This is a genomic window from Streptomyces sp. NPDC087420, assembly GCF_044744165.1.
Classification (GTDB): domain Bacteria; phylum Actinomycetota; class Actinomycetes; order Streptomycetales; family Streptomycetaceae; genus Streptomyces.
In genome coordinates this window covers 72,839-90,724 of the sequence record NZ_JBIUXU010000005.1, presented here as the reverse complement: position 1 = coordinate 90,724, position 17,886 = coordinate 72,839, and the positions used below count along the sequence as shown (strand labels likewise).

The following is a 17,886-nucleotide window of genomic DNA, read 5'->3' as shown; positions in this document are numbered from 1 at the left end:
CTCCGGATGCCAGGATCGGCCGGCACGTCGGCCGGCACATCGGCCGATACGGGGAATCTCCCCGGGCGCCACCGCCGCCAATCCCCGCCGCACGGGTCACAGGCGCGTGGGAGGATGAAACAGGCGTGCCGAAGCGGAAGGACTGCTCCCGTGGTGAGCGACAACCAGAACCTCCTCGCGGAGCAGCGTCGTGCCGTGATCCTGGACGAGGTGCGCCGGCGCGGCGGGGTCCGGGTCAACGAGCTGACGCGCAGGCTCAATGTCTCCGACATGACCGTGCGCAGGGACCTGGACGCGCTCGCCCGGCAGGGTGTGGTCGAGAAGGTGCACGGCGGCGCGGTCCCGGTGGTCGAGGCGAGCGCGCACGAGCCGGGATTCGAGGCGAAGTCGGCGCTGGAGCTGAGTGCCAAGGAGGACATCGCGCGGGCGGCCGCGGCGCTGGCCGTGCCCGGCAGTGCGATCGCACTGTCAGGTGGTACGACAACCTATGCGCTGGCCCAGCAGTTGCTGGACGTACCGGACCTGACGGTGGTGACCAACTCGGTGCGGGTGGCCGACGTGTTCCACGCGGCGCAGTCGGCCGGGGCGGTGGGCGGCCGGCGGCCCGGCGCGGCCACGGTGGTGCTGACGGGCGGGGTCCGGACCCCGTCGGACTCGCTGGTGGGCCCGATCGCCGACCAGGCGATCCGCTCGCTGCACTTCGACGTGCTGTTCCTCGGGGTGCACGGCATCTCCGTGGAGGCGGGTCTTTCGACACCGAATCTGGGGGAGGCGGAGACCAATCGGCGGTTCGTGCGGTCCGCACGCCGGGTGGTGGTCGTCGCCGACCACACCAAATGGGGCACGGTGGGGCTCAGTTCGTTCGCGACGCTGGATCAGGTCGACACGCTGGTGACGGACGCCGGGCTGTCGGCGGGGGCCCGGGAGGAGATCGCCGAGGTGCTGCCCGGCCTGGTGGTGGCGGGTGAATCCGCGGCGGGCGAGCCGTCCGTGGCGGAAAAGCCGTCCGTGGCGGGAAGGCCGTCAGCCGCGGGAAGACCGGAGGAGGACGGGCCCGGATGACCACGTTCCGTATCGATCGCACCACACCGCTCGCCGCCGAGGAGGCCTGGCGGCGGCTCACCGACTGGCCGGCGCACGCGGAGCAGGTGCCCCTGACGGCGATCTCCGTCCCCACGCCCGGACCCACACGGGTCGGTACGGTTTTTGTCGCCCGGAGCGCGCTCGGAGGTGTCGGGTTCGACGATCCGATGGAGGTTGTCCTCTGGGAACCGCCCGTCGCGGGCGCGCCGGGCCGCTGCCGGCTGGAGAAGCGGGGCACGGTGGTGGTCGGGTGGGCCGAGATCCACGTACGGGCAGAAGGCACCGGGTCGTCCGTGTCCTGGGAGGAGGACCTGCGCCTGCGCCGGCTGCCCCGGTCGTTCGGCCCGCTCACCGCGCGGACCGGACGGCTGGTGTTCGGCCGGGCGGTCGACCGCCTGCTGCGGGGTTGAGGAGCTTCCCCTCGGTCAGGCCGGCCAGACCCCGGTGTCCAGGAAACGTTCGAGCGTGACCGTGTACGGGTCGATGTCCAGGCCCTGTCCGGCGAGCCAGGTGTCGGAGTAGTACTTGTCGAGATAGCGGTCTCCGGGGTCGCAGAGCAGGGTGACCACGCTCCCCCGGTGGCCGTCGGCGACCATCTCCGCCACGATCCGCAGCGCGCTCCACAGTCCGGTGCCGGTGGAACCGCCGGCCCTGCGCCCGATGACCCGTTCCAGGGTGCGTACGGCGGCGACGCTCGCCGCGTCCGGGACCTTCATCATCCGGTCGATGGCGCCGGGCACGAAGCTCGGTTCCATCCGGGGGCGGCCGATGCCCTCGATCCGGGACCCGCGGTCGGTGCTCGCGGTGGCGTCACCGCGTGTCCAGCCGTCGAAGAAACAGGAGTTCTCCGGGTCCGGCACACAGATCCGGGTGTCGTACTGCATGTAGTGCACGTAGCGGGCGATGGTCGCCGACGTGCCGCCCGTACCCGCCGTGGCGACGATCCAGGCGGGCTCGGGATGACGTTCCAGCCTGAGCTGCTGGAACATCGATTCGGCGATGTTGTTGTTGCCCCGCCAGTCGGTGGCCCGCTCCGCGTAGGTGAACTGGTCCATGTAGTGGCCGCCGCTCTCCGCGGCGAGGCGCGCCGACTCCGCGTACAGCGTCCGTGAGTCGTCGACGAAGTGGCACCGCCCGCCGTGGAATTCGATGAGCCGGCACTTCTCGTGGCTGGTGGTGCGCGGCATCACCGCGATGAAGGGCACGCCGATCAGTTTCGCGAAGTACGCCTCGGAGACGGCGGTCGAGCCGCTGGAGGCCTCGATCACCGGTTTGCCGGGCCTGATCCAGCCGTTGCACAGCCCGTAGAGGAAGAGGGAGCGGGCCAGCCGGTGCTTGAGGCTGCCGGTCGGATGGGTCGACTCGTCCTTCAAGTACAGGTCCACGCCCCATGCTTCGGGCAGGGGGAAGCGCAACAGGTGGGTGTCCGCCGAGCGGTTGGCGTCGGCCTGGACCTTCCGTACGGCTTCCTTGAGCCAGGCGCGGTAGCGGGGGTCGGTACGGTCCACGTCGACGGTCACGACGCGTGTGTCCGGCCCGGCGCCGGGCGCCGCCGCGCTTCCGGCCGACCCGGCTCTGTCCTGTTCCGTCATGCGCGCCGTTCCTCAGCTGTTGTCGGCTCCGGTCCCCGGTCCGTCACGCTACCGCCACCACCTGCGCCAACGATGACTTTGGGTATCCATGGCACCAGCTTCTGGCACCGACCGGCATACTGGGTGAGGACCACGCTCAGGTCAGTGGCACGGAGGGGGCTGAGAGGCCATGGCAGAGCCCGATTTCAGCGCGCGCGGGGTGCGAATAGAGCGGTGGCCCCGCTCACTCACCCGGGCCGGGCAGGTACTGATCCAGGACGGCAGGCTGGCGCTGCTGACCAGCTACGGCCGGGTGATCGACAGTGCTCCGCTCCGGGCGGTCCAGGCCGCGAGGCCGTGGTTCGCGGGCAAGGGCAGCACGGTCGCCACCGTCAACGGCACGCGCTACCGGCTGACCATGGGCCAGCGGAGCGGCGGGCGCAGGCCGGACGCGTCGGCGCTGGCGGGCCGGTTCCTGGAGGCCGTGAGCCGGGCTACCACCCGTACGAAGGGCTGAGGCGGCGCGGAGCCTTCCTCCGCCGCCTCCCCCACCTCCTCCGACGTCTCCCCCGCCGCCTTCCCGGCTGTCCGCGAGTTGCGGAGCCGTGTCCCCTGGTTCACTCTGGTCTCACCCCTCACTCAGGGTGAACCGGTGGTGACGCTGTGATCCAGCCCCGCCGGGCGGGAACAGCAGCGAGCCAGTTGCTGGATCCGATCCTTCGTCTTCTTCCGGACCTCAATTCGGGGAGTCGCAGCCGTGATCAGCCAGCCAGGCAGGCACTGCACGGTGGAGCTCCAGGCCCTGCCGTCGCGGATCGGTCAGGTCCGCAGAATCATCTCCGCGCAATTGCGCTACTGGCATCTCGATCCCTTGATCGATCCCACGGCACTCGGAGTCACCGAGCTGCTGACCAACGTCCACCGGCACGCACAGCCGGACAAGATGTGCACCGTCGACATCGCGTTGCTGCTCGACCGGCTCACGGTCTCGGTCAGCGACCACGACCCCCGCGTGCCGACGGTCAACGACGCGGAACTCCTCGACACCGGCGGCCGCGGTCTGGCCCTGATCGCGGCGGTCAGCGAGAGCTGGGGCATCCGCCCCGAGGGCGAGCTGGGCAAGAGCATCTGGTTCACCCTGCCCGCACCACCGGCCGCCCTGGCCCTGCCACCCCGCCCTGTGTACGGCGCGACGACGGACGGCCCCTTCCGGGGGACGGAACTCAGCGCGGTGATCAGGGAACACGGGCACACCGAGGCCCGTTCGGCCGTCGTGGGCTGAACGGGCGTACGGACCGGAGTGGGTCCGGAGTGGGCCCGGAGTGGGCCCGGAGTGGGCCCGGATCCACTCGAACGGTCCACCGCCATCCTCCGGAGTACGGCCAGGGGCCGCCCCGATCCCGGGGCGGCCCGTAGCCCTCGCTGGATTCTGTACCTACTAGTATGTACATTCGGTCCATGAACACTTCGGAACGGCTGGTCGAGGCCACCCGGGAACTGCTGTGGGACCGGGGCTACGTGGGCACCAGCCCCAAGGCGATCCAGCAGCGGGCGGGCGCCGGGCAGGGCAGCATGTACCACCACTTCGCCGGCAAGCCCGAACTGGCGCTGGCGGCGATCGAGCGGACGGCACAGGGCATGCGGGCGGCGGCGGAGGCCACGTTCTCGGGCGGCGGCCCGGCGTACGACCGGATCTCCGCGTATCTCCTGCGCGAGCGGGACGTGTTGCGCGGCTGTCCGGTCGGGCGGCTGACGATGGACCCGGACATCATGGCCGACGCCTCGCTGCGCGCGCCGGTCGACGCGACGATCGGGTGGCTGCGGGGACGGCTCGCGGAGATCGTCGAAGAGGGCGTGGTGAGCGGGGAGTTCGCGGCCGGTCTTGACCCGGTGGAGGTCGCCTCGACAGTCGTCGCGACGGTGCAGGGGGGATACGTGCTGGCCCGCGCGTCGGGGTCGCCCGCGGCGTTCGACGCGGGGGTGCGGGGGCTGCTGGCGCTCCTGCGGCCCCGCGCCGCCGCCACGTCCTGACACCGACCGGGAGGACCCCGCATGCATGCCATGCAGTACGAGATCACCCTGCCCGCCGACTACGACATGAGCATCATCCGGACCCGCGTCGCCACCAAGGGCCATCTGCTCGACACGTTTCCGGGGCTGGGCCTCAAGGCGTACCTGATCCGTGAGCGCGGCGAGCGGTCGGCGGTGAACCAGTACGCGCCGTTCTACCTCTGGGCCGCGCAGGACGGCATGAACGCCTTCCTGCTGGGAGCCGGATTCGACGGCATCGTCAGGGACTTCGGCAGACCCGAGGTCCAGCACTGGACCGGTCTCGCCTTCGAGGAGGGGCCGGCGAGCGCGAGCGTCGCGCGCACGGCCGTACGCCGCCGTCACCGCATCCCCGAAGGCGCCCCGCTGCCCGCCCTGTTGGCGGAGGCGGTCGAGGAGACCCGGCGGCTGTCCGGGGTCGGCGGGGTGGTGTGCGCGGCGCTCGCGCTCGATCCGCGCCGGTGGGAACTGGTCCACTTCACGCTGTGGGACCACGACACCCCCCGCGTGGTGGGCGACCGCTTCCAGGTACTGCACGTGTCACAACCGGAGCGCGCGGCACTCGCCTCGGGCGCCCCGCGGTGAACGAGGCCGGCGACCGCCAACTCCCGTTCTACGGCGCGAGCGCGCCCAAGGGGTCGTCCAGGACCGGCTGCCAGGCCACTTCCGCCGCTCCGACCAGGCTGTTGTGGTCCAGGGTGCAGGCCAGGATCGGGACTCCGCCGCTGCGGCCCCAGAGGCTGCGGTCCGCCACCACGGCGCGCAGGCGGTCCGGGTCCGCCTCGAGTAGTTCCTTGTGCAGGCCGCCGAGGATGATGCGGTCCGGGTTGAGGATGTTGACGAGGCCGGCGAGGCCGAGGCCGAGGCGGTCGATCAGTTCCTCCACGGCTCTTCGTACCGTCGGGTCCGTGCCGTCCGTGCGGAGCAGGTCGCGTGACTGCTGCAACAGCGAGACCTCCGGGCCCGGTTCCCGGCCCGCCGCCGTGAGGAAGGCCAGGGGATCGGCCTCGACGTCCAGGCAGCCCTTGCCGCCGCAGTAGCAGGGCCGGCCCTCGGGGTTGACGGTCAGGTGGCCCACTTCGAGCGCGAGGCCCGAACTGCCCGTGTGCAGGCGGCCGTCGAGGACCAGCGCGCCGCCCACCCCCCGGTGGCCGGTCGCGACGCAGAGGAGATGCTGGGCGCCGCGTCCGGCGCCGTGGCGGTGTTCGGCGAGGGCGGCGAGGTTGACGTCGTTGCCCGTGAACGCGGGGCCCTCGATCCCCGCCGCGCTCACCCGCTCCGCGAAGATCTCGCGGACCGGGGCGCCGGCCGGCCACGCGAGGTGCAGCGGATTCAGGGCCGTACCCTCGGGCTCGGCGACGGCCGACGGCACGGCCAGTCCGGCGCCCACGCAGCGCCGCCCGCCGGCGCGCAGCAGCCCGGCCCCCACCTCGACGACCTCGCCCAGCACTTGGGCCGGGTCGGCCGTGACCGTGCCCCGGGCGGGGGCGGTGGCGACGATCCGGCCGCCGAGCCCGACCAGCGCGGCCCGGAAGCCGTCGGCGTGGATCTGGGCGGCGAGCACGACCGGGCCCGTGTCGTCCACGGACAGCCGGTGCGAGGGACGGCCCTGGGAACCCGCCGCCGCCCCGGGGCGCGAATCGACCCGGATCAGCCCCAGCGCCTCCAGCTCCGCCGCGACCGCGCCGGCCGTGGCACGTGTCACACCCAGCTCGGCGGTGAGGACGGCGCGGGTGGGCGCCCGTCCCGTGTGGACCAGTTCCAGTGCCGGGCCGAGCGCGCCACGGCCTCTCTCCAGCTTCGCCCGGGTGGTCGCCTTGCCGTTCATGGGGGCGAGTCTCCCATGATCCGGAGGGGCGGCGAACGCCTTGTACGGAACGGGCCACCGCCCCTATCCTCCTTTTGTGCCGTTCCGAAACAAAGTAAGCCCCGCCCCGCCCCCGCCGGCCTCGCCCGCGCCCACTCCGCCCACCGCCGCGTCCTCCCTGTCCGCCCTCCGTACCGCCCTCACCCTCTTCTTCGCCCTGGACGGCTTCCTGTTCGCCGGCTGGGTGGTCCGCATCCCCGCGATCAAGGAACAGACCGGAGCCTCCGCGAGCCACCTCGGCCTCGCGCTCCTCGGGGTGTCCGCGGGCGCGGTCGTGACCATGACCCTCACCGGACGGCTGTGCCGCCGCTTCGGCAACCATCCCGTCACCGTCGTCAGCGTGACGCTGCTCTCGCTGAGCATCGTCCTGCCGCCGCTGACCCACTCGGCGCTCGCCCTCGGCCTCGTGCTGCTGCTCTTCGGCGCGGCCTACGGCTCCACCAACGTGGCGATGAACAGCGCGGCCGTCGACCTGGTCACGGCGCTGCGGCGGCCGGTGATATCGAGCTTCCACGCCGCGTTCAGCCTGGGCGGCATGGCCGGTGCGGGGCTCGGCGGGCTGCTCGCGGGCGGCCTCTCCCCCACCGTCCACCTGCTCCTCCTGGCCGGGCTCGGCCTGGCCGTCACCGCCGTGGCGGGCCCCGCGCTGCTGCGCCACCCGGCGCCGGTCCCGGGGCCCACGGAGCGGGCCCGGCCGGCGGCGGACCTCCCGCGACGACCCTCGGGGGCGGCCGGGCCGGTGAGGCCCGACCGGCGCACCCGCCGCGCGGTGGTCGTCTTCGGGGTCATCGCGCTCTGCACGGCGTACGGCGAAGGCGCGATGGCCGACTGGAGCGCGCTGCACCTCACGCAGGACCTCGACGCGTCCGCCGGCCTCGCGGCGGCCGGGTACTCGCTCTTCGCCCTCGCGATGACGGCCGGACGGCTCTCCGGCACCCTCCTCCAGGAGCGGCTCGGCCAGACCCGCGCCCTGGTGCTCGGCGGCGCCACCGCCGCGGCCGGCATGCTGGTCGGTGCCCTGGCGCCGTCCGTCTGGCTCGTCCTGCTGGGCTTCGCCGTCGCGGGTGTGGGCCTCGCCAACATCTTCCCCATGGCCATCGGCCGGGCCGGCGCGCTGGCGGGCCCCGGCGGGGTCGCGACGGCGTCCACGCTGGGCTACAGCGGCATGCTGCTGAGCCCGCCCGCGATCGGCTTCCTCGCCGACTGGTTCTCGCTGCCGCTCGCCCTGACCACGGTGGCCGTGCTCGCCGCCGCCGCGTCCGTCATCGGCTACGCGGCACGCGACAAGCCGGCCGCGCCCGGCGCCTCCGCCGGCCCCGCGTCCCCGGTCGCGGACGACGTACTCCCGGCAACTGAGTAGGCGTACTCAGGCACATCCGTTCGGTCCGCCGCATCCTGAAGGGGCATCACTTCACGCACGTCGCGTACCGATGGGGACCAGGGAGAACGACATGATTTCAGGACGGCTGACCGCGCTGGCACGGCTGACCTTCGGCACCCTCGCCTCGCGGGTCTACCTCGGCCTGGTGGCCGCGGTGACGGTGTTCGTCGCGGTCGACACCCTCTTCGTCCAGCACCAGGACGCCTCGTTCGCCGGGGTCTGGCTCTTCTTCCTCGCCGCGCCGACCGTCTTCGTCTTCCTCATGGGCGGCGGAGTGTTCGGTGACGCGGTGACCGGGTCGGCCCCGTTCGCCTACGCCGCGCTGATCCTGTCGGTCCTGATCCAGTCGGCCGCGCTCGGCGCGTTCGTACGGCTGCTGCGTGACCGGCCGCGCCCCGTACACCCCCGCGAGGCCTGATCCCGCCGGGAGCCGTCGGCTCAACTCCCTTGCCCAGGACCTCACATGCGGTGAAACTGGGCAGATGGAGACACGGAGCCGAGCGCAACGGGACGCCGACACCGTCGAGATCGGCTACGCGCTGGTGAGTGCCGGCTTTGTCGCCGGCCTCGTGTACTGCGGTCTGTACGGCCCCGTGTGGTTCTTCGACCTGCCGCGCGGTCTGGCCCGCGTCGCGGCCGTGGCCGCGGGGATCACGTTCGTGGTGCGCGTGGTGAATGTGCTGTGGCGCTTCCCGCGCGACCCGGCACTGAGCGACCCCGGGCCGTACGACCCGGCACCGTACGACCCCCCGTACGACCCGGCGCCTGGCGAGGATCCCCCGTACGGGGATCAGCCCAGCCAGCCCGGCCGTACGAGCCCCGACTCGTAGGCCAGCACGACCAGCTGGGCCCGGTCCCTCGCGCCCAGCTTCACCATCGTCCGGCTCACATGGGTCTTGGCGGTGAGCGGGCTGACGACCAGCCGGCGGGCGATCTCGTCGTTGGACAGTCCGATGCCGACCAGGGCCATCACCTCCCGCTCCCGCTCGGTGAGTCCGCCGAGACCCGGATGGTCCGCCGGGGCCTTCGAGCGGGACGCGAACTCGGCGATGAGCCGGCGGGTCACCCCCGGCGAGAGCAGCGCGTCCCCGCCGACCACCGCCCTGACCGCGCGCAGGAGTTCGTCCGGCTCGGTGTCCTTGACGAGGAATCCCGAGGCGCCGGACCGGATGGCCTCGAAGACGTACTCGTCGAGTTCGAACGTGGTCAGCACCACCACCTTCACCCCGCCGAGCCCCTGGTCGCCGGTGATCCCGCGGGTGGCGGCGAGACCGTCCAGGCGTGGCATGCGGATGTCCATCAGCACGACGTCCGGGCGCAGTTCACGCACCCGGCTCACGGCCTCCTCGCCGTCCGACGCCTCGCCCACGACCTCGATGTCCGGCTGCGCGTCGAGCAGCGCGCGGAATCCCGCCCGTACGAGCGACTGGTCGTCGGCGAGCAGGACGCGGATCACGGGGTCTCCTCGGTCGTCAGGGGAATCGTGGCGTGGACGCGGAAGCCGCCGTCCGGGCCCGGGCCGGCCTCGATCGTGCCACCGAGCGCGGCCGTCCGCTCCCGCATGCCGACCAGGCCGTTGCCACCGCCGCCCGCGTCCCCGTGGGTGGCGGGTCCCGCGTCGTCGACACGGAGACGGAGCAGACGGGGCGCCCGGCCGGCCACCGCGTCTGGCGGACCGGCCGTCCCGTCCCGCCGCCCGGACGTCCCGCGCTCGTAGCCGAGCGTGATCCGTGCCGTACGGGACACCGAGTGCCGTACCACGTTGGTCAGCGCCTCCTGGATGATCCGGAAGGCCGCCAGATCCGCCCCGGGCGGCAGCGCCACCGCCTCGCCCTCGCGCCGGACCTCCACGGTGAGACCGGCGCCCGCGGCCTGTTCGACCAGCTCGGGCAGCCGGTCGAGTCCGGGGGCGGGGGCGCGCGGGGCGTCGCCCGGTGTCCTGAGGGTGTCGAGGACCTGGCGTACCTCGCCCAGGGCCTCCTTGCTCGCCGCCTTGATCGTCGTGAGCGCCGAGCGGGCCTGTTCGGGGTCGGCGTCGAGCAGGGCGAGTCCGACGCCCGCCTGGACGTTGATGACCGAGATGGAGTGGGCCAGTACGTCGTGCAGTTCGCGGGCGATGCGCATCCGCTCCTCGTCCGTCCTGCGCCGCTCGGCGGCCTCGCGCTCGGCGCCCGCCCTGGCCCACTGCTCCCTGCGCACCCGGAGCAGTTCGGCGGCGGCGCAGACGGCCACCACCCAGGCGGCGATCACCACTTCCTGTCCCCAGGGCGCGGCGTGATCGCCGGACGGCGGGAGCCACCGGTAGAGCCAGTGCGTGAGCAGGACGTGGCCCGCCCAGAGCAGGCCTACGGCCCACCACGCCGCGTACCGGTGTCCCGCCGCGATGGCGGCGAACGCGGCCACGACGACGGTGACGAAGACCGGTCCGTACGGATAGCCCGCGCCGAAGTACACCAGCACCGTGGCCACCACCCCGTACACGGCGACGACGGGGTGCCGCCACCGGAACAGCAGCAGGGCGGGACCGGCGAGCAGCAGCAGGAAGGCGTAGACGTCGAGGCCGGCCCGGTGCTGGTTGCGCCCGGCGAAGACCGTTCCGACGACGAGGAGGACCGTCAGCAGGAGGGTGGAGGGCCAGGGGACGCGCCGCTCCCGCCCGCCGGCCCCCCGGGCGCGGAGGAATCCCGGGCGGCCGCTGCCCCGGTCACGGCGGGTGTGCTGGTCTTCCATACCGGCCACGCTAGACCGGGTGGCGCGGTCCGGGCGTCGGCCGGGCGAGGTGACCCTCCGTACTCCCCGGGGAGTACGGCCCGGCGGGGGCGGACCGGCACGAGAGGGGCGGCGGGATACGCTCGGGACATGACGGACGGAATACGCGTGGCGGGCATACGGTTCGAACTGCTCGGCCCGCTCAGGGCCTTGCGGCCGGACGGCGAGGTGCCGCTGGGGCCGCCGCTGCAACGGTCCGTGCTCGCCGTCCTGTTGCACCAGGACGGCGGGGCGATGCCGTACGACTCGCTCGTCGATGCCGTCTGGGGTGCCGAACCGCCCTCGCGGGCCAGGACCTTGGTCCAGAAGTACGTCTCCGGCCTGCGCCACGCCCTGGCGTTCGGACCAGGGGCCGGCAGGCCGGGAGCCGCCCCCGAACTGGCATGGACCGGCCGGGGTTACCGCCTGGCCGGCGCGACCATCGACGATCTGCGCGAGCGGCACGCCCTGCTGCGCACGGCCGGGGCGGCGCGCGAGTCGGGGGATCTGCGCAGCGCCGGTGAACTGGCCGTGCGGGCCGAGTCGCTGTGGCGCGGCGCGTACGCGGAGGGGCTGGCGGGGCCGTATCTGGAGGCGGAGCGGCGGCGCTGGGCGGAGGAGCGGGCGCTCGAACGGGAGGCCCGGCTGGAGGGCGAGATCGAGCGGGGGCGCGCGCGGGAGTGCGTGGACGAACTGACCCGGCTGGTGGCCGCGCATCCGCTCCGTGAGCCGCTCGTGGGGCTGCTGGCGCTGGCGCTCCACCGGGGCGGGCGCCCGGCGGAGGCGGCGGTGGCGTACGAAGAGGCGCGGGTCAGGATCGCGGAGGCGACGGCGGGGGAGCCGGGGCCCGCGCTGCGCGCCCTGTACGAGGGCGTGCTGCGCGAAGACGTACTGCGCGAGAGTCCGGCCCCGCTGCGGGGATCCCTGCCGACGGCCTGAGGCGGGGATCCCCGGCGACGGCCTGACGCGGCCCGTCAAAGAAGTCCGACGTCGTGGCCGAGGCGTCGCGCGGCGTGGGCGAAAAACGCGGCGCGGTCGTCCACCACGGCGTGGAACTGGCCGAACAGCTCGAAGGAGATCAGCCCGAAGACCTGCGCCCAGGCCGCGACCAGGGCCACCGCCACCTCGGGCGGGATGTCCGGGGCGAACCGCTCGACCATCTGCCGGCCCTCGGTGCGCAGCCGTTCGGTGAGCGGCGGGATGGCGACGCCGTTGTCGCGATGGGCGTCACGCGCGACGGAGATCAGCGCCAGGCCGACGCGCGCGGCGGGGGCGATGGTCAGCTCGGGCGCGGAGTAGCCGGGTACGGGCGAGCCGTAGATGAGCGCGTACTCATGGGGGTGGGCCAGGGCCCAGTCGCGTACCGCCACGCAGATGGCGGTCCACCGTGCCGGGTGGTCGGTGGGACCGGCGGCGGCGAGGGCCTGTTCCGCGGCGGCGCCGACCGCGTCGTACGCGTCGACGATGAGCGCGGTCAGCAGGTCGTCGCGGCTGGGGAAGTAGCGGTAGAGCGCGGAGGACGCCATGCCCAGTTCGCGGGCGACGGCGCGCAGCGAGAGCTTCGCGGCGCCCTCGGCGGCGAGCTGCTCGCGGGCCTCGTCCTTGATCGCCGCGGTGACTTCGGTGCGGGCTCGTTCCCGTGCTCCCCGGATGGTTTTCATGGAGAGCAGTGTACCGGGATTCAGATCAGTGACCAGATTCGAGAGCGGTGCTCTTGCATGGGAGCACGCGTCGGTGCACACTGATCTCAAGCGAGAGCACTGCTCTCGAAATAGCGGTCCTCCGCGCCGTCCTCACCGCGGTTCTGATCACAGGGGAGTCACCATGTCGCAGCCGTACTACCTCCAGGGCAGCCGGTTCACCGTCCGCATGAACAGCGTCATCGGCTGGCTCGCCCGGCACGGCGTGAGCATGCTCGGCACGGCCGAGCTGTCCGTACGGGGCCGCAAGAGCGGCAAGATGCAGCGCGTCCCCGTCAACCCGCACCCCTTCGAGGGCGCCCAGTACCTCGTCTCCGCCCGCGGCCACTCGCAGTGGGTCCGCAACATGAGGGCGGCGGGCGGCGGCGAGCTGCGCGTCGGCCGCAAGGTCCGCACCTTCACCGCCACCGAGATCCCCGACAGCGAGAAGCCCGTGATCCTGCGCGCCTACCTGGAGCGCTGGGGCTGGGAAGTGAACCAGTACTTCCAGGGCGTCACCGCGAAGTCCTCCGACGCGGAGATCGTCGCGGCGGCCCCGGACCACCCCGTCTTCCTGATCACGACAAACTGACCGCCCCGCCCGTCAACCAGGCGGGGCGGTCGGGAGCGCGCCCTACGGAGCGCCCACCTCCGGCGCCTTGGCCTCCGTGGCCCCGGCCTCCGTGGCGCCCGGCTCGGCCCCGGCGGCGGCCGCCGCGGCAGCCGCCTGCCTGCGGTCCAGGACGTCCAGCGCGCGCCGGGCCAGCGGATGGGTCCGTACGAGCCCGGCCAGCGACGTCGAGCCCCGGGCGATGTCCGCGAACGCGTTCCACGCCGGGCGCAGGCCCGTGATCGCCGCGTGCAGCAGCCCGGGACGGCGCTCGAAGATGCCGAGCATCCGCCGGCCGACGTTCATCTCCACGCCGAGACCGGCCTTGATGGCGAACGCGTAGTTCAGCGCCTGCCTGCGGGCGTCCACCGCGTCGTGCGACTCGGAAATCCTGACCGCCCACTCCCCCGCGAGCCGTCCCGACCGCAGGGCGAAGGAGATCCCTTCCCTGGTCCACGGCTCCAGCAGCCCCGCCGCGTCCCCGCACACCAGCACCCGGCCGCGCGACAGCGGCGAGTCGTCGCTGCGGCAGCGCGTCAGGTGCCCGGACGAGACGGACGGTTCGAACCCGGCGAGACCGAGCCGGGCGATGAAGTCCTCCAGATACCGCTTGGTCGCCGCGCCCTCGCCCCGCGCCGAGATCACCCCGACGGTGAGCGTGTCCCCCTTGGGGAACACCCAGCCGTAACTCCCCGGCAGCGGGCCCCAGTCGATGAGGACCCGTCCCGCCCAGTCCTCCGCGACCGTCTCCGGGACGGGGATCTCCGCCTCCAGGCCGAGGTCGACCTGGTCCATCTTCACGCCCACGTGCGCGCCTATCCGGCTGGCGCTGCCGTCGGCGCCGACCACGGCCCGCGCCAGCACCGTCTCGCCGTCCGAGAGGACGACCGCGACCGTACGGCGGTCGGGCACGGCCGGGCCGTGCTGCTCGACCCGGGAGACCGTCGCTCCCGTACGGAGCACGGCGCCCGCCTTCTGCGCGTGTTCGACCAGACTCGCGTCGAACTCGGGGCGGTTGATGAGCCCGAAGAGCATGCGCTTCGACCGGCGCGTCCTGGCCAGCTTGCCGTTGAGGGAGAAGGTGACCGCGTGCACCCGGTCCCTGAGCGGAAGCTCGAAGCCCGGAGGCAGCGCGTCGCGCGAGGGACCGATGATGCCTCCCCCGCAGGTCTTGTAGCGGGGCAACTCGGCTTTCTCCAGCAGCAGCACCTGACGGCCCGCGACCGCCGCGGCATAGGCCGCCGACGCTCCCGCCGGCCCTGCTCCGACCACGACGACATCCCACACCGGCTCGTCGTGCTCGCTTCCGGCGTCTGCGTTCTCGCTGCTCACGATGTGCTTCTGCTCCTGATCCGACCGGTGGCCCCTGTTGTCGAACGGCATCCTACGGCGCGTGGGCCCCGGAACCGCTGTGGGAGGATCTGTGGTGCCTTCGCCGTACCACTCACGTTCTCCCACCCGGAGAACGTCGCACCCACGAGGAGCGTGCCCATGACCGCCGATCCGATTGCCGAAACCGTCGCGTCGCTGATGCCCCGCGCCCGGGCGGAGCTCGCGGAACTGGTGGCCTTCCGGTCGGTGGCGGACCCGGCGGTGTTCCCGAAGAGCGAGTGCGAGGAGGCGGCCGCATGGGTCGCCGACGCGCTGCGTACCGAAGGATTCCAGGATGTCGCGGTCCTCGACACCCCCGACGGAAGCCAGTCCGTCTACGGTTTGCTGCCCGGCCCCGAGGGCGCCCCGACGGTGCTGCTCTACGCCCACTACGACGTACAGCCGCCGCTGGACGAGGCGGCGTGGCTGTCCCCGCCGTTCGAACTGACCGAGCGCGACGGCCGCTGGTACGGGCGCGGGGCCGCCGACTGCAAGGGCGGCTTCCTGATGCACCTGCTGGCCCTGCGCGCCCTGAAGGCGAACGGCGGGGTGCCGGTGAGCGTCAAGGTCATCGCCGAGGGCTCGGAGGAGCAGGGGACGGGCGGCCTGGAGCGGTACGCGGAGGCGCACCCGGAGCTGCTGACCGCCGACACGATCGTGATCGGCGACACGGGGAACTTCCGGGTGGGCCTGCCGACCGTCACGGCCACCCTGCGGGGGATGACGCTCCTGCGCGTCCGGGTCGACACCCTCGAAGGGAACCTGCACTCGGGGCAGTTCGGCGGCGCGGCCCCCGACGCGCTCGCGGCGCTGATCCGGGTGCTGGACTCGCTGCGCGCCGAGGACGGTTCGACCAGGGTGGACGGGCTCGCGGCGGACGCCGTGTGGGACGGGCTCGACTACCCGGAGGCCGACTTCCGTACGGACGCCAAGGTGCTCGACGGGGTGGAGCTGATCGGCGACGGAACGGTCTCCGACCGGATCTGGGCACGCCCGTCCGTCACCGTGATCGGGATCGACGCCCCGCCGGTCGTGGGCGCCACGCCCTCGATCCAGGCGGGGGCGCGGGCCACGGTCAGCCTGCGGGTGCCGCCGGGGCAGGACACCGGCGAGGCGACGAAGCTGCTGACCGCGCACCTGGAGAAGCACACGCCGTGGGGCGCGCGGGTCGCGGTGGAGCAGATCGGGCAGGGGGCGGCGTTCCGCGCGGACACCTCCAGCCCCGCGTACGCCGCGATGGCGGAGGCGATGCGGGCCGGCTATCCGGGCCAGGACATGCAGACCGCGGGCCAGGGCGGGTCCATCCCGCTCTGCAACACACTGGCCGCGCTGTACCCGAGCGCCGAGATCCTGCTGATCGGGCTGAGCGAGCCATCGGCGCAGATCCACGCGGTGAACGAGAGTGTCTCGCCGGAGGAGTTGGAGCGCCTGTCCGTCACCGAGGCGCACTTCCTGGTCAACTACGCGGAGTCGAAGCGGGGTTGAGCCGTACGGGCCGGACCGGCCGCCCCGCGGGCCCCCGGGGCGTGCGGGGCGGCGGGCCGGCGGGCGGCGGTGGGCGGTTCAGCGGACAGCGAAGATCGCCCGAAGCGTAGAGGGGCGCGCGTGCGGGGTGCGGGTGCCTACGGTCGTCGTATGGATCTCATCGACATCGTCGAAATACGCCCGCGGCTGCACCTGTTGCGCTTCCCGGTCGGCCAGGCCCATCTGTGGCGCGACGGTACGGAACTGACCCTGATCGACGCCGGGCACAGCGGAGCCGCGACGGAGATCGAGGAGGCGGTCACCCGCCTGGGGCACGACCCGGGCGCGCTGCGCCGCATCGTCCTCACCCACTGCCATCGCGACCACGTGGGCTCCGCCGGGGAGCTGGCGCGGCGGCACGGCGCGGAGGTGGTCGCGCACCGGCTGGACGCCCCGGTCGTCCGGGGTGATCTGCCGGTGCCGGAACCGGTGTTGCTCGACTGGGAGATCCCGCTGTACGAGCACGGCCTGACCGTGCCGCCCGCGCCGCCCACCCGCGTGGACCGGGAGGTGGAGGACGGCGACGACCTGGGCTTCGGCGACGGGGCCCGGGTGGTGCACACGCCTGGGCACACCGAAGGGTCGATCGCGGTCCATCTGCCGTACCACGGTGTGCTGTTCACCGGGGACACCCTGGCGTCGGTGAACGGCATCACCCTCGGTGTCTTCCACGTGGACCGTGAACGCGCGCAGGAGTCGATGGACCGGTTGCTGACACTGGCGCCGTCCACGGTCTGCTACGGGCACGGGGATCCCACTGCGGGCTTCGGGGAGCCGGTCACCGGGCCGGTGCCACCGGCCCGGTGACCGGAGCGGCACCGGCCGCGGTTCACCCGCCTGGATCACCTGCCGCGGTTCACCTGCCTGGGTCACCGGCCCCGTTGGCCGGCCGCGTCAGCCGACCGGGACGCCGTCCTCCAGGTTGAGCACGATCCCCCGCTCACGCGCCCGCAGGGCCCAGCGCAGCCGCTCGAAGCGGGCGGGCGGCAGCAGGCCGGCCGCCTCCTCCTCACCGACGAAGCGCCAGTCACGCAACTCGGGCCCCGGCAGCCGCACTTGCCCGGCCAGCCGGGCGGGCAGCAGCCCACCGTCGAACAGCAGGCGCAGCCCGCCGTAACCCGGCGGCCGGGGTGGTTCCCAGTCCATGACCAACAGCTTGGGCACATCGGTGAGTTGGATGCCTATCTCCTCCTCGACCTCCCGGATGCCGGCCCGCGCGGGCGCCTCGCCCTGCTCCACCACACCGCCGGGGAACTCCCAACCGGGCTTGTACGTGGGGTCCACGAGCAGCACCCGGCCCCGCTCGTCGAAGAGCAGCACCCCGGAGGCGAGGGTCTCGGCCGTGGGTTCGGGGGTCTGTACGATCGCGCAGGCGCGCGCCCTGCCGGTCCGTACCGCGTCCGCGAGGCACTCGGCGCTCTCGCGGGCCGTCAGGGCGTTGGTGTCGACGACATGGGCGTCGCGGGTGAGCCAGTGCAGCGCGGTGCGGTACTGCTCGATGTGTTCGTCACACCACTGACGGTCGCGCTCGGCGGCCTCCCGGTTGTGGTCCGGGACCTCCCGGGCCGCTATGCGCCCACGCAGGATCGTTTCATCAATTGCCAGCAGCACATGCCGGACCGGGATGCGCCGGGCGGCCAGTCCACCGAAGATCTCGTCGCGGTACTGCTGTCGCAGGAGGGTCATGGGGACGACCAGCACACCGCCGACCTCCGCCAGCAGGGCGGCCGCGGTGTCCACCACCAGGCGGCGCCAGATCGGCAGGTCCTGGAAGTCGGTGACGTCGGCGAGCCGCTTCTGCGGGAGCAGCCGCGCCAGTTCCGCACCGGTGAGTCCAGGGTCGTAGAGCGTGCTGTTGGGAATCAGGTCGACCAGTTCGCGTGCGGTGCTGGTCTTGCCCGCTCCGAACGCACCGTTGATCCAGACGATCACGGTTCCCCCTCTTCCGTAGCCCCCAGTGGATTGCCCGCAACACCCTGCCACGGAAACCCCCGAGGGCATCG

20 protein-coding genes are annotated in these 17,886 nt (G+C 73.0%); 13 read left to right on the top strand and 7 right to left on the bottom strand.

The genetic code is table 11. The features are described from left to right. Nucleotides 1-153: 153 nt before the first annotated feature. Both ACIO1C_RS11370 and ACIO1C_RS11365 read left to right on the top strand, forming a co-directional pair. A complete protein-coding gene (locus tag ACIO1C_RS11370) occupies nucleotides 154-1,062 on the top strand; it encodes a DeoR/GlpR family DNA-binding transcription regulator (RefSeq protein ID WP_401861242.1) in 909 nt (302 codons plus the stop codon). Continuing rightward, complete coding sequence (locus ACIO1C_RS11365; protein ID WP_401861240.1) at nucleotides 1,059-1,493, top strand: SRPBCC family protein; 435 nt, start codon at nucleotides 1,059-1,061, stop codon at nucleotides 1,491-1,493. The genes ACIO1C_RS11370 and ACIO1C_RS11365 overlap by 4 nt, the downstream gene beginning before the upstream one ends. A 15-nt stretch (nucleotides 1,494-1,508) precedes the next feature. On the opposite strand, the gene ACIO1C_RS11360 is transcribed toward ACIO1C_RS11365, so the two are convergent. Then, nucleotides 1,509-2,675: a PLP-dependent cysteine synthase family protein gene (locus ACIO1C_RS11360; protein ID WP_401861238.1), complete on the bottom strand. Its 1,167-nt coding sequence runs from the start codon at nucleotides 2,673-2,675 to the stop codon at nucleotides 1,509-1,511. Between the two features lie 169 nt (nucleotides 2,676-2,844). Here ACIO1C_RS11360 and ACIO1C_RS11355 point away from each other — a divergent pair, with 169 nt between their 5' ends. The 4 genes from ACIO1C_RS11355 (at nucleotide 2,845) to ACIO1C_RS11340 (ending at nucleotide 5,288) form a co-directional block, all read left to right on the top strand. Continuing rightward, the gene (locus ACIO1C_RS11355; RefSeq protein WP_401861235.1) at nucleotides 2,845-3,171 is read left to right on the top strand and encodes a hypothetical protein; all 327 of its coding nucleotides are present in this window, start codon (nucleotides 2,845-2,847) and stop codon (nucleotides 3,169-3,171) included. Nucleotides 3,172-3,411: 240 nt separating this feature from the next. Continuing rightward, the gene (locus ACIO1C_RS11350; protein WP_401861233.1) at nucleotides 3,412-3,936 is read left to right on the top strand and encodes an ATP-binding protein; all 525 of its coding nucleotides are present in this window, start codon (nucleotides 3,412-3,414) and stop codon (nucleotides 3,934-3,936) included. Between the two features lie 161 nt (nucleotides 3,937-4,097). After that, complete coding sequence (locus ACIO1C_RS11345) at nucleotides 4,098-4,685, top strand: TetR/AcrR family transcriptional regulator (protein WP_401861230.1); 588 nt, start codon at nucleotides 4,098-4,100, stop codon at nucleotides 4,683-4,685. A 21-nt stretch (nucleotides 4,686-4,706) separates the two neighbouring features. Then, the gene (locus tag ACIO1C_RS11340) at nucleotides 4,707-5,288 is read left to right on the top strand and encodes a DUF4865 family protein (RefSeq protein WP_401861228.1); all 582 of its coding nucleotides are present in this window, start codon (nucleotides 4,707-4,709) and stop codon (nucleotides 5,286-5,288) included. Between the two features lie 28 nt (nucleotides 5,289-5,316). Here the strand turns inward: ACIO1C_RS11340 and ACIO1C_RS11335 are convergent, their stop codons facing one another. Next, nucleotides 5,317-6,531 (bottom strand): ROK family protein, encoded by a 1,215-nt coding sequence (locus ACIO1C_RS11335; protein ID WP_401861225.1) that lies wholly within the window; start codon nucleotides 6,529-6,531, stop codon nucleotides 5,317-5,319. A 76-nt stretch (nucleotides 6,532-6,607) separates the two neighbouring features. On the opposite strand from ACIO1C_RS11335, the gene ACIO1C_RS11330 reads away from it, so the two are divergent. The 3 genes from ACIO1C_RS11330 (at nucleotide 6,608) to ACIO1C_RS11320 (ending at nucleotide 8,781) form a co-directional block, all read left to right on the top strand. Continuing rightward, nucleotides 6,608-7,930: an MFS transporter gene (locus ACIO1C_RS11330; RefSeq protein ID WP_401861222.1), complete on the top strand. Its 1,323-nt coding sequence runs from the start codon at nucleotides 6,608-6,610 to the stop codon at nucleotides 7,928-7,930. 91 nt (nucleotides 7,931-8,021) lie between these two features. Further along, nucleotides 8,022-8,369 (top strand): SCO4225 family membrane protein, encoded by a 348-nt coding sequence (locus ACIO1C_RS11325; protein WP_401861220.1) that lies wholly within the window; start codon nucleotides 8,022-8,024, stop codon nucleotides 8,367-8,369. 64 nt (nucleotides 8,370-8,433) lie between these two features. Beyond that, entirely contained in the window at nucleotides 8,434-8,781 is a 348-nt protein-coding gene (locus ACIO1C_RS11320) for a DUF6332 family protein (protein WP_401861217.1), read from the top strand. Here ACIO1C_RS11320 and ACIO1C_RS11315 read toward each other — a convergent pair. Both ACIO1C_RS11315 and ACIO1C_RS11310 read right to left on the bottom strand, forming a co-directional pair. Continuing rightward, nucleotides 8,742-9,407, bottom strand: coding sequence for a response regulator (locus ACIO1C_RS11315; RefSeq protein WP_401861214.1), 666 nt, complete (start codon nucleotides 9,405-9,407; stop codon nucleotides 8,742-8,744). The genes ACIO1C_RS11320 and ACIO1C_RS11315 overlap by 40 nt on opposite strands. Next, nucleotides 9,404-10,681, bottom strand: a complete 1,278-nt coding sequence (locus ACIO1C_RS11310; RefSeq protein ID WP_401861211.1) for a sensor histidine kinase — start codon at nucleotides 10,679-10,681, stop codon at nucleotides 9,404-9,406. Before ACIO1C_RS11310 ends, ACIO1C_RS11315 begins: the two co-directional genes overlap by 4 nt. 129 nt (nucleotides 10,682-10,810) lie before the next feature. Between ACIO1C_RS11310 and ACIO1C_RS11305 the strand changes: the two genes are divergently transcribed. Continuing rightward, nucleotides 10,811-11,638 (top strand): BTAD domain-containing putative transcriptional regulator, encoded by an 828-nt coding sequence (locus tag ACIO1C_RS11305; protein ID WP_401861208.1) that lies wholly within the window; start codon nucleotides 10,811-10,813, stop codon nucleotides 11,636-11,638. Nucleotides 11,639-11,673: 35 nt separating this feature from the next. On the opposite strand, the gene ACIO1C_RS11300 is transcribed toward ACIO1C_RS11305, so the two are convergent. Then, entirely contained in the window at nucleotides 11,674-12,360 is a 687-nt protein-coding gene (locus tag ACIO1C_RS11300) for a TetR/AcrR family transcriptional regulator (protein WP_401861205.1), read from the bottom strand. 163 nt (nucleotides 12,361-12,523) lie between these two features. Between ACIO1C_RS11300 and ACIO1C_RS11295 the strand changes: the two genes are divergently transcribed. Next, nucleotides 12,524-12,970 carry a nitroreductase family deazaflavin-dependent oxidoreductase gene (locus ACIO1C_RS11295; RefSeq protein ID WP_401861202.1) on the top strand — a complete coding sequence of 149 codons (447 nt, stop codon included), beginning with the start codon at nucleotides 12,524-12,526 and terminating at the stop codon, nucleotides 12,968-12,970. Nucleotides 12,971-13,012: 42 nt separating this feature from the next. Here the strand turns inward: ACIO1C_RS11295 and ACIO1C_RS11290 are convergent, their stop codons facing one another. Next, nucleotides 13,013-14,320, bottom strand: a complete 1,308-nt coding sequence (locus ACIO1C_RS11290) for a geranylgeranyl reductase family protein (protein ID WP_401861199.1) — start codon at nucleotides 14,318-14,320, stop codon at nucleotides 13,013-13,015. Nucleotides 14,321-14,479: 159 nt separating this feature from the next. Here ACIO1C_RS11290 and ACIO1C_RS11285 point away from each other — a divergent pair, with 159 nt between their 5' ends. Next, the gene (locus ACIO1C_RS11285) at nucleotides 14,480-15,844 is read left to right on the top strand and encodes a dipeptidase (RefSeq protein WP_401861196.1); all 1,365 of its coding nucleotides are present in this window, start codon (nucleotides 14,480-14,482) and stop codon (nucleotides 15,842-15,844) included. 150 nt (nucleotides 15,845-15,994) lie between these two features. Then, entirely contained in the window at nucleotides 15,995-16,690 is a 696-nt protein-coding gene (locus tag ACIO1C_RS11280; protein WP_401861194.1) for an MBL fold metallo-hydrolase, read from the top strand. Between the two features lie 87 nt (nucleotides 16,691-16,777). Here ACIO1C_RS11280 and ACIO1C_RS11275 read toward each other — a convergent pair whose 3' ends face one another. Further along, entirely contained in the window at nucleotides 16,778-17,815 is a 1,038-nt protein-coding gene (locus ACIO1C_RS11275; RefSeq protein WP_401861191.1) for an NUDIX domain-containing protein, read from the bottom strand. Nucleotides 17,816-17,886: the final 71 nt, after the last annotated feature.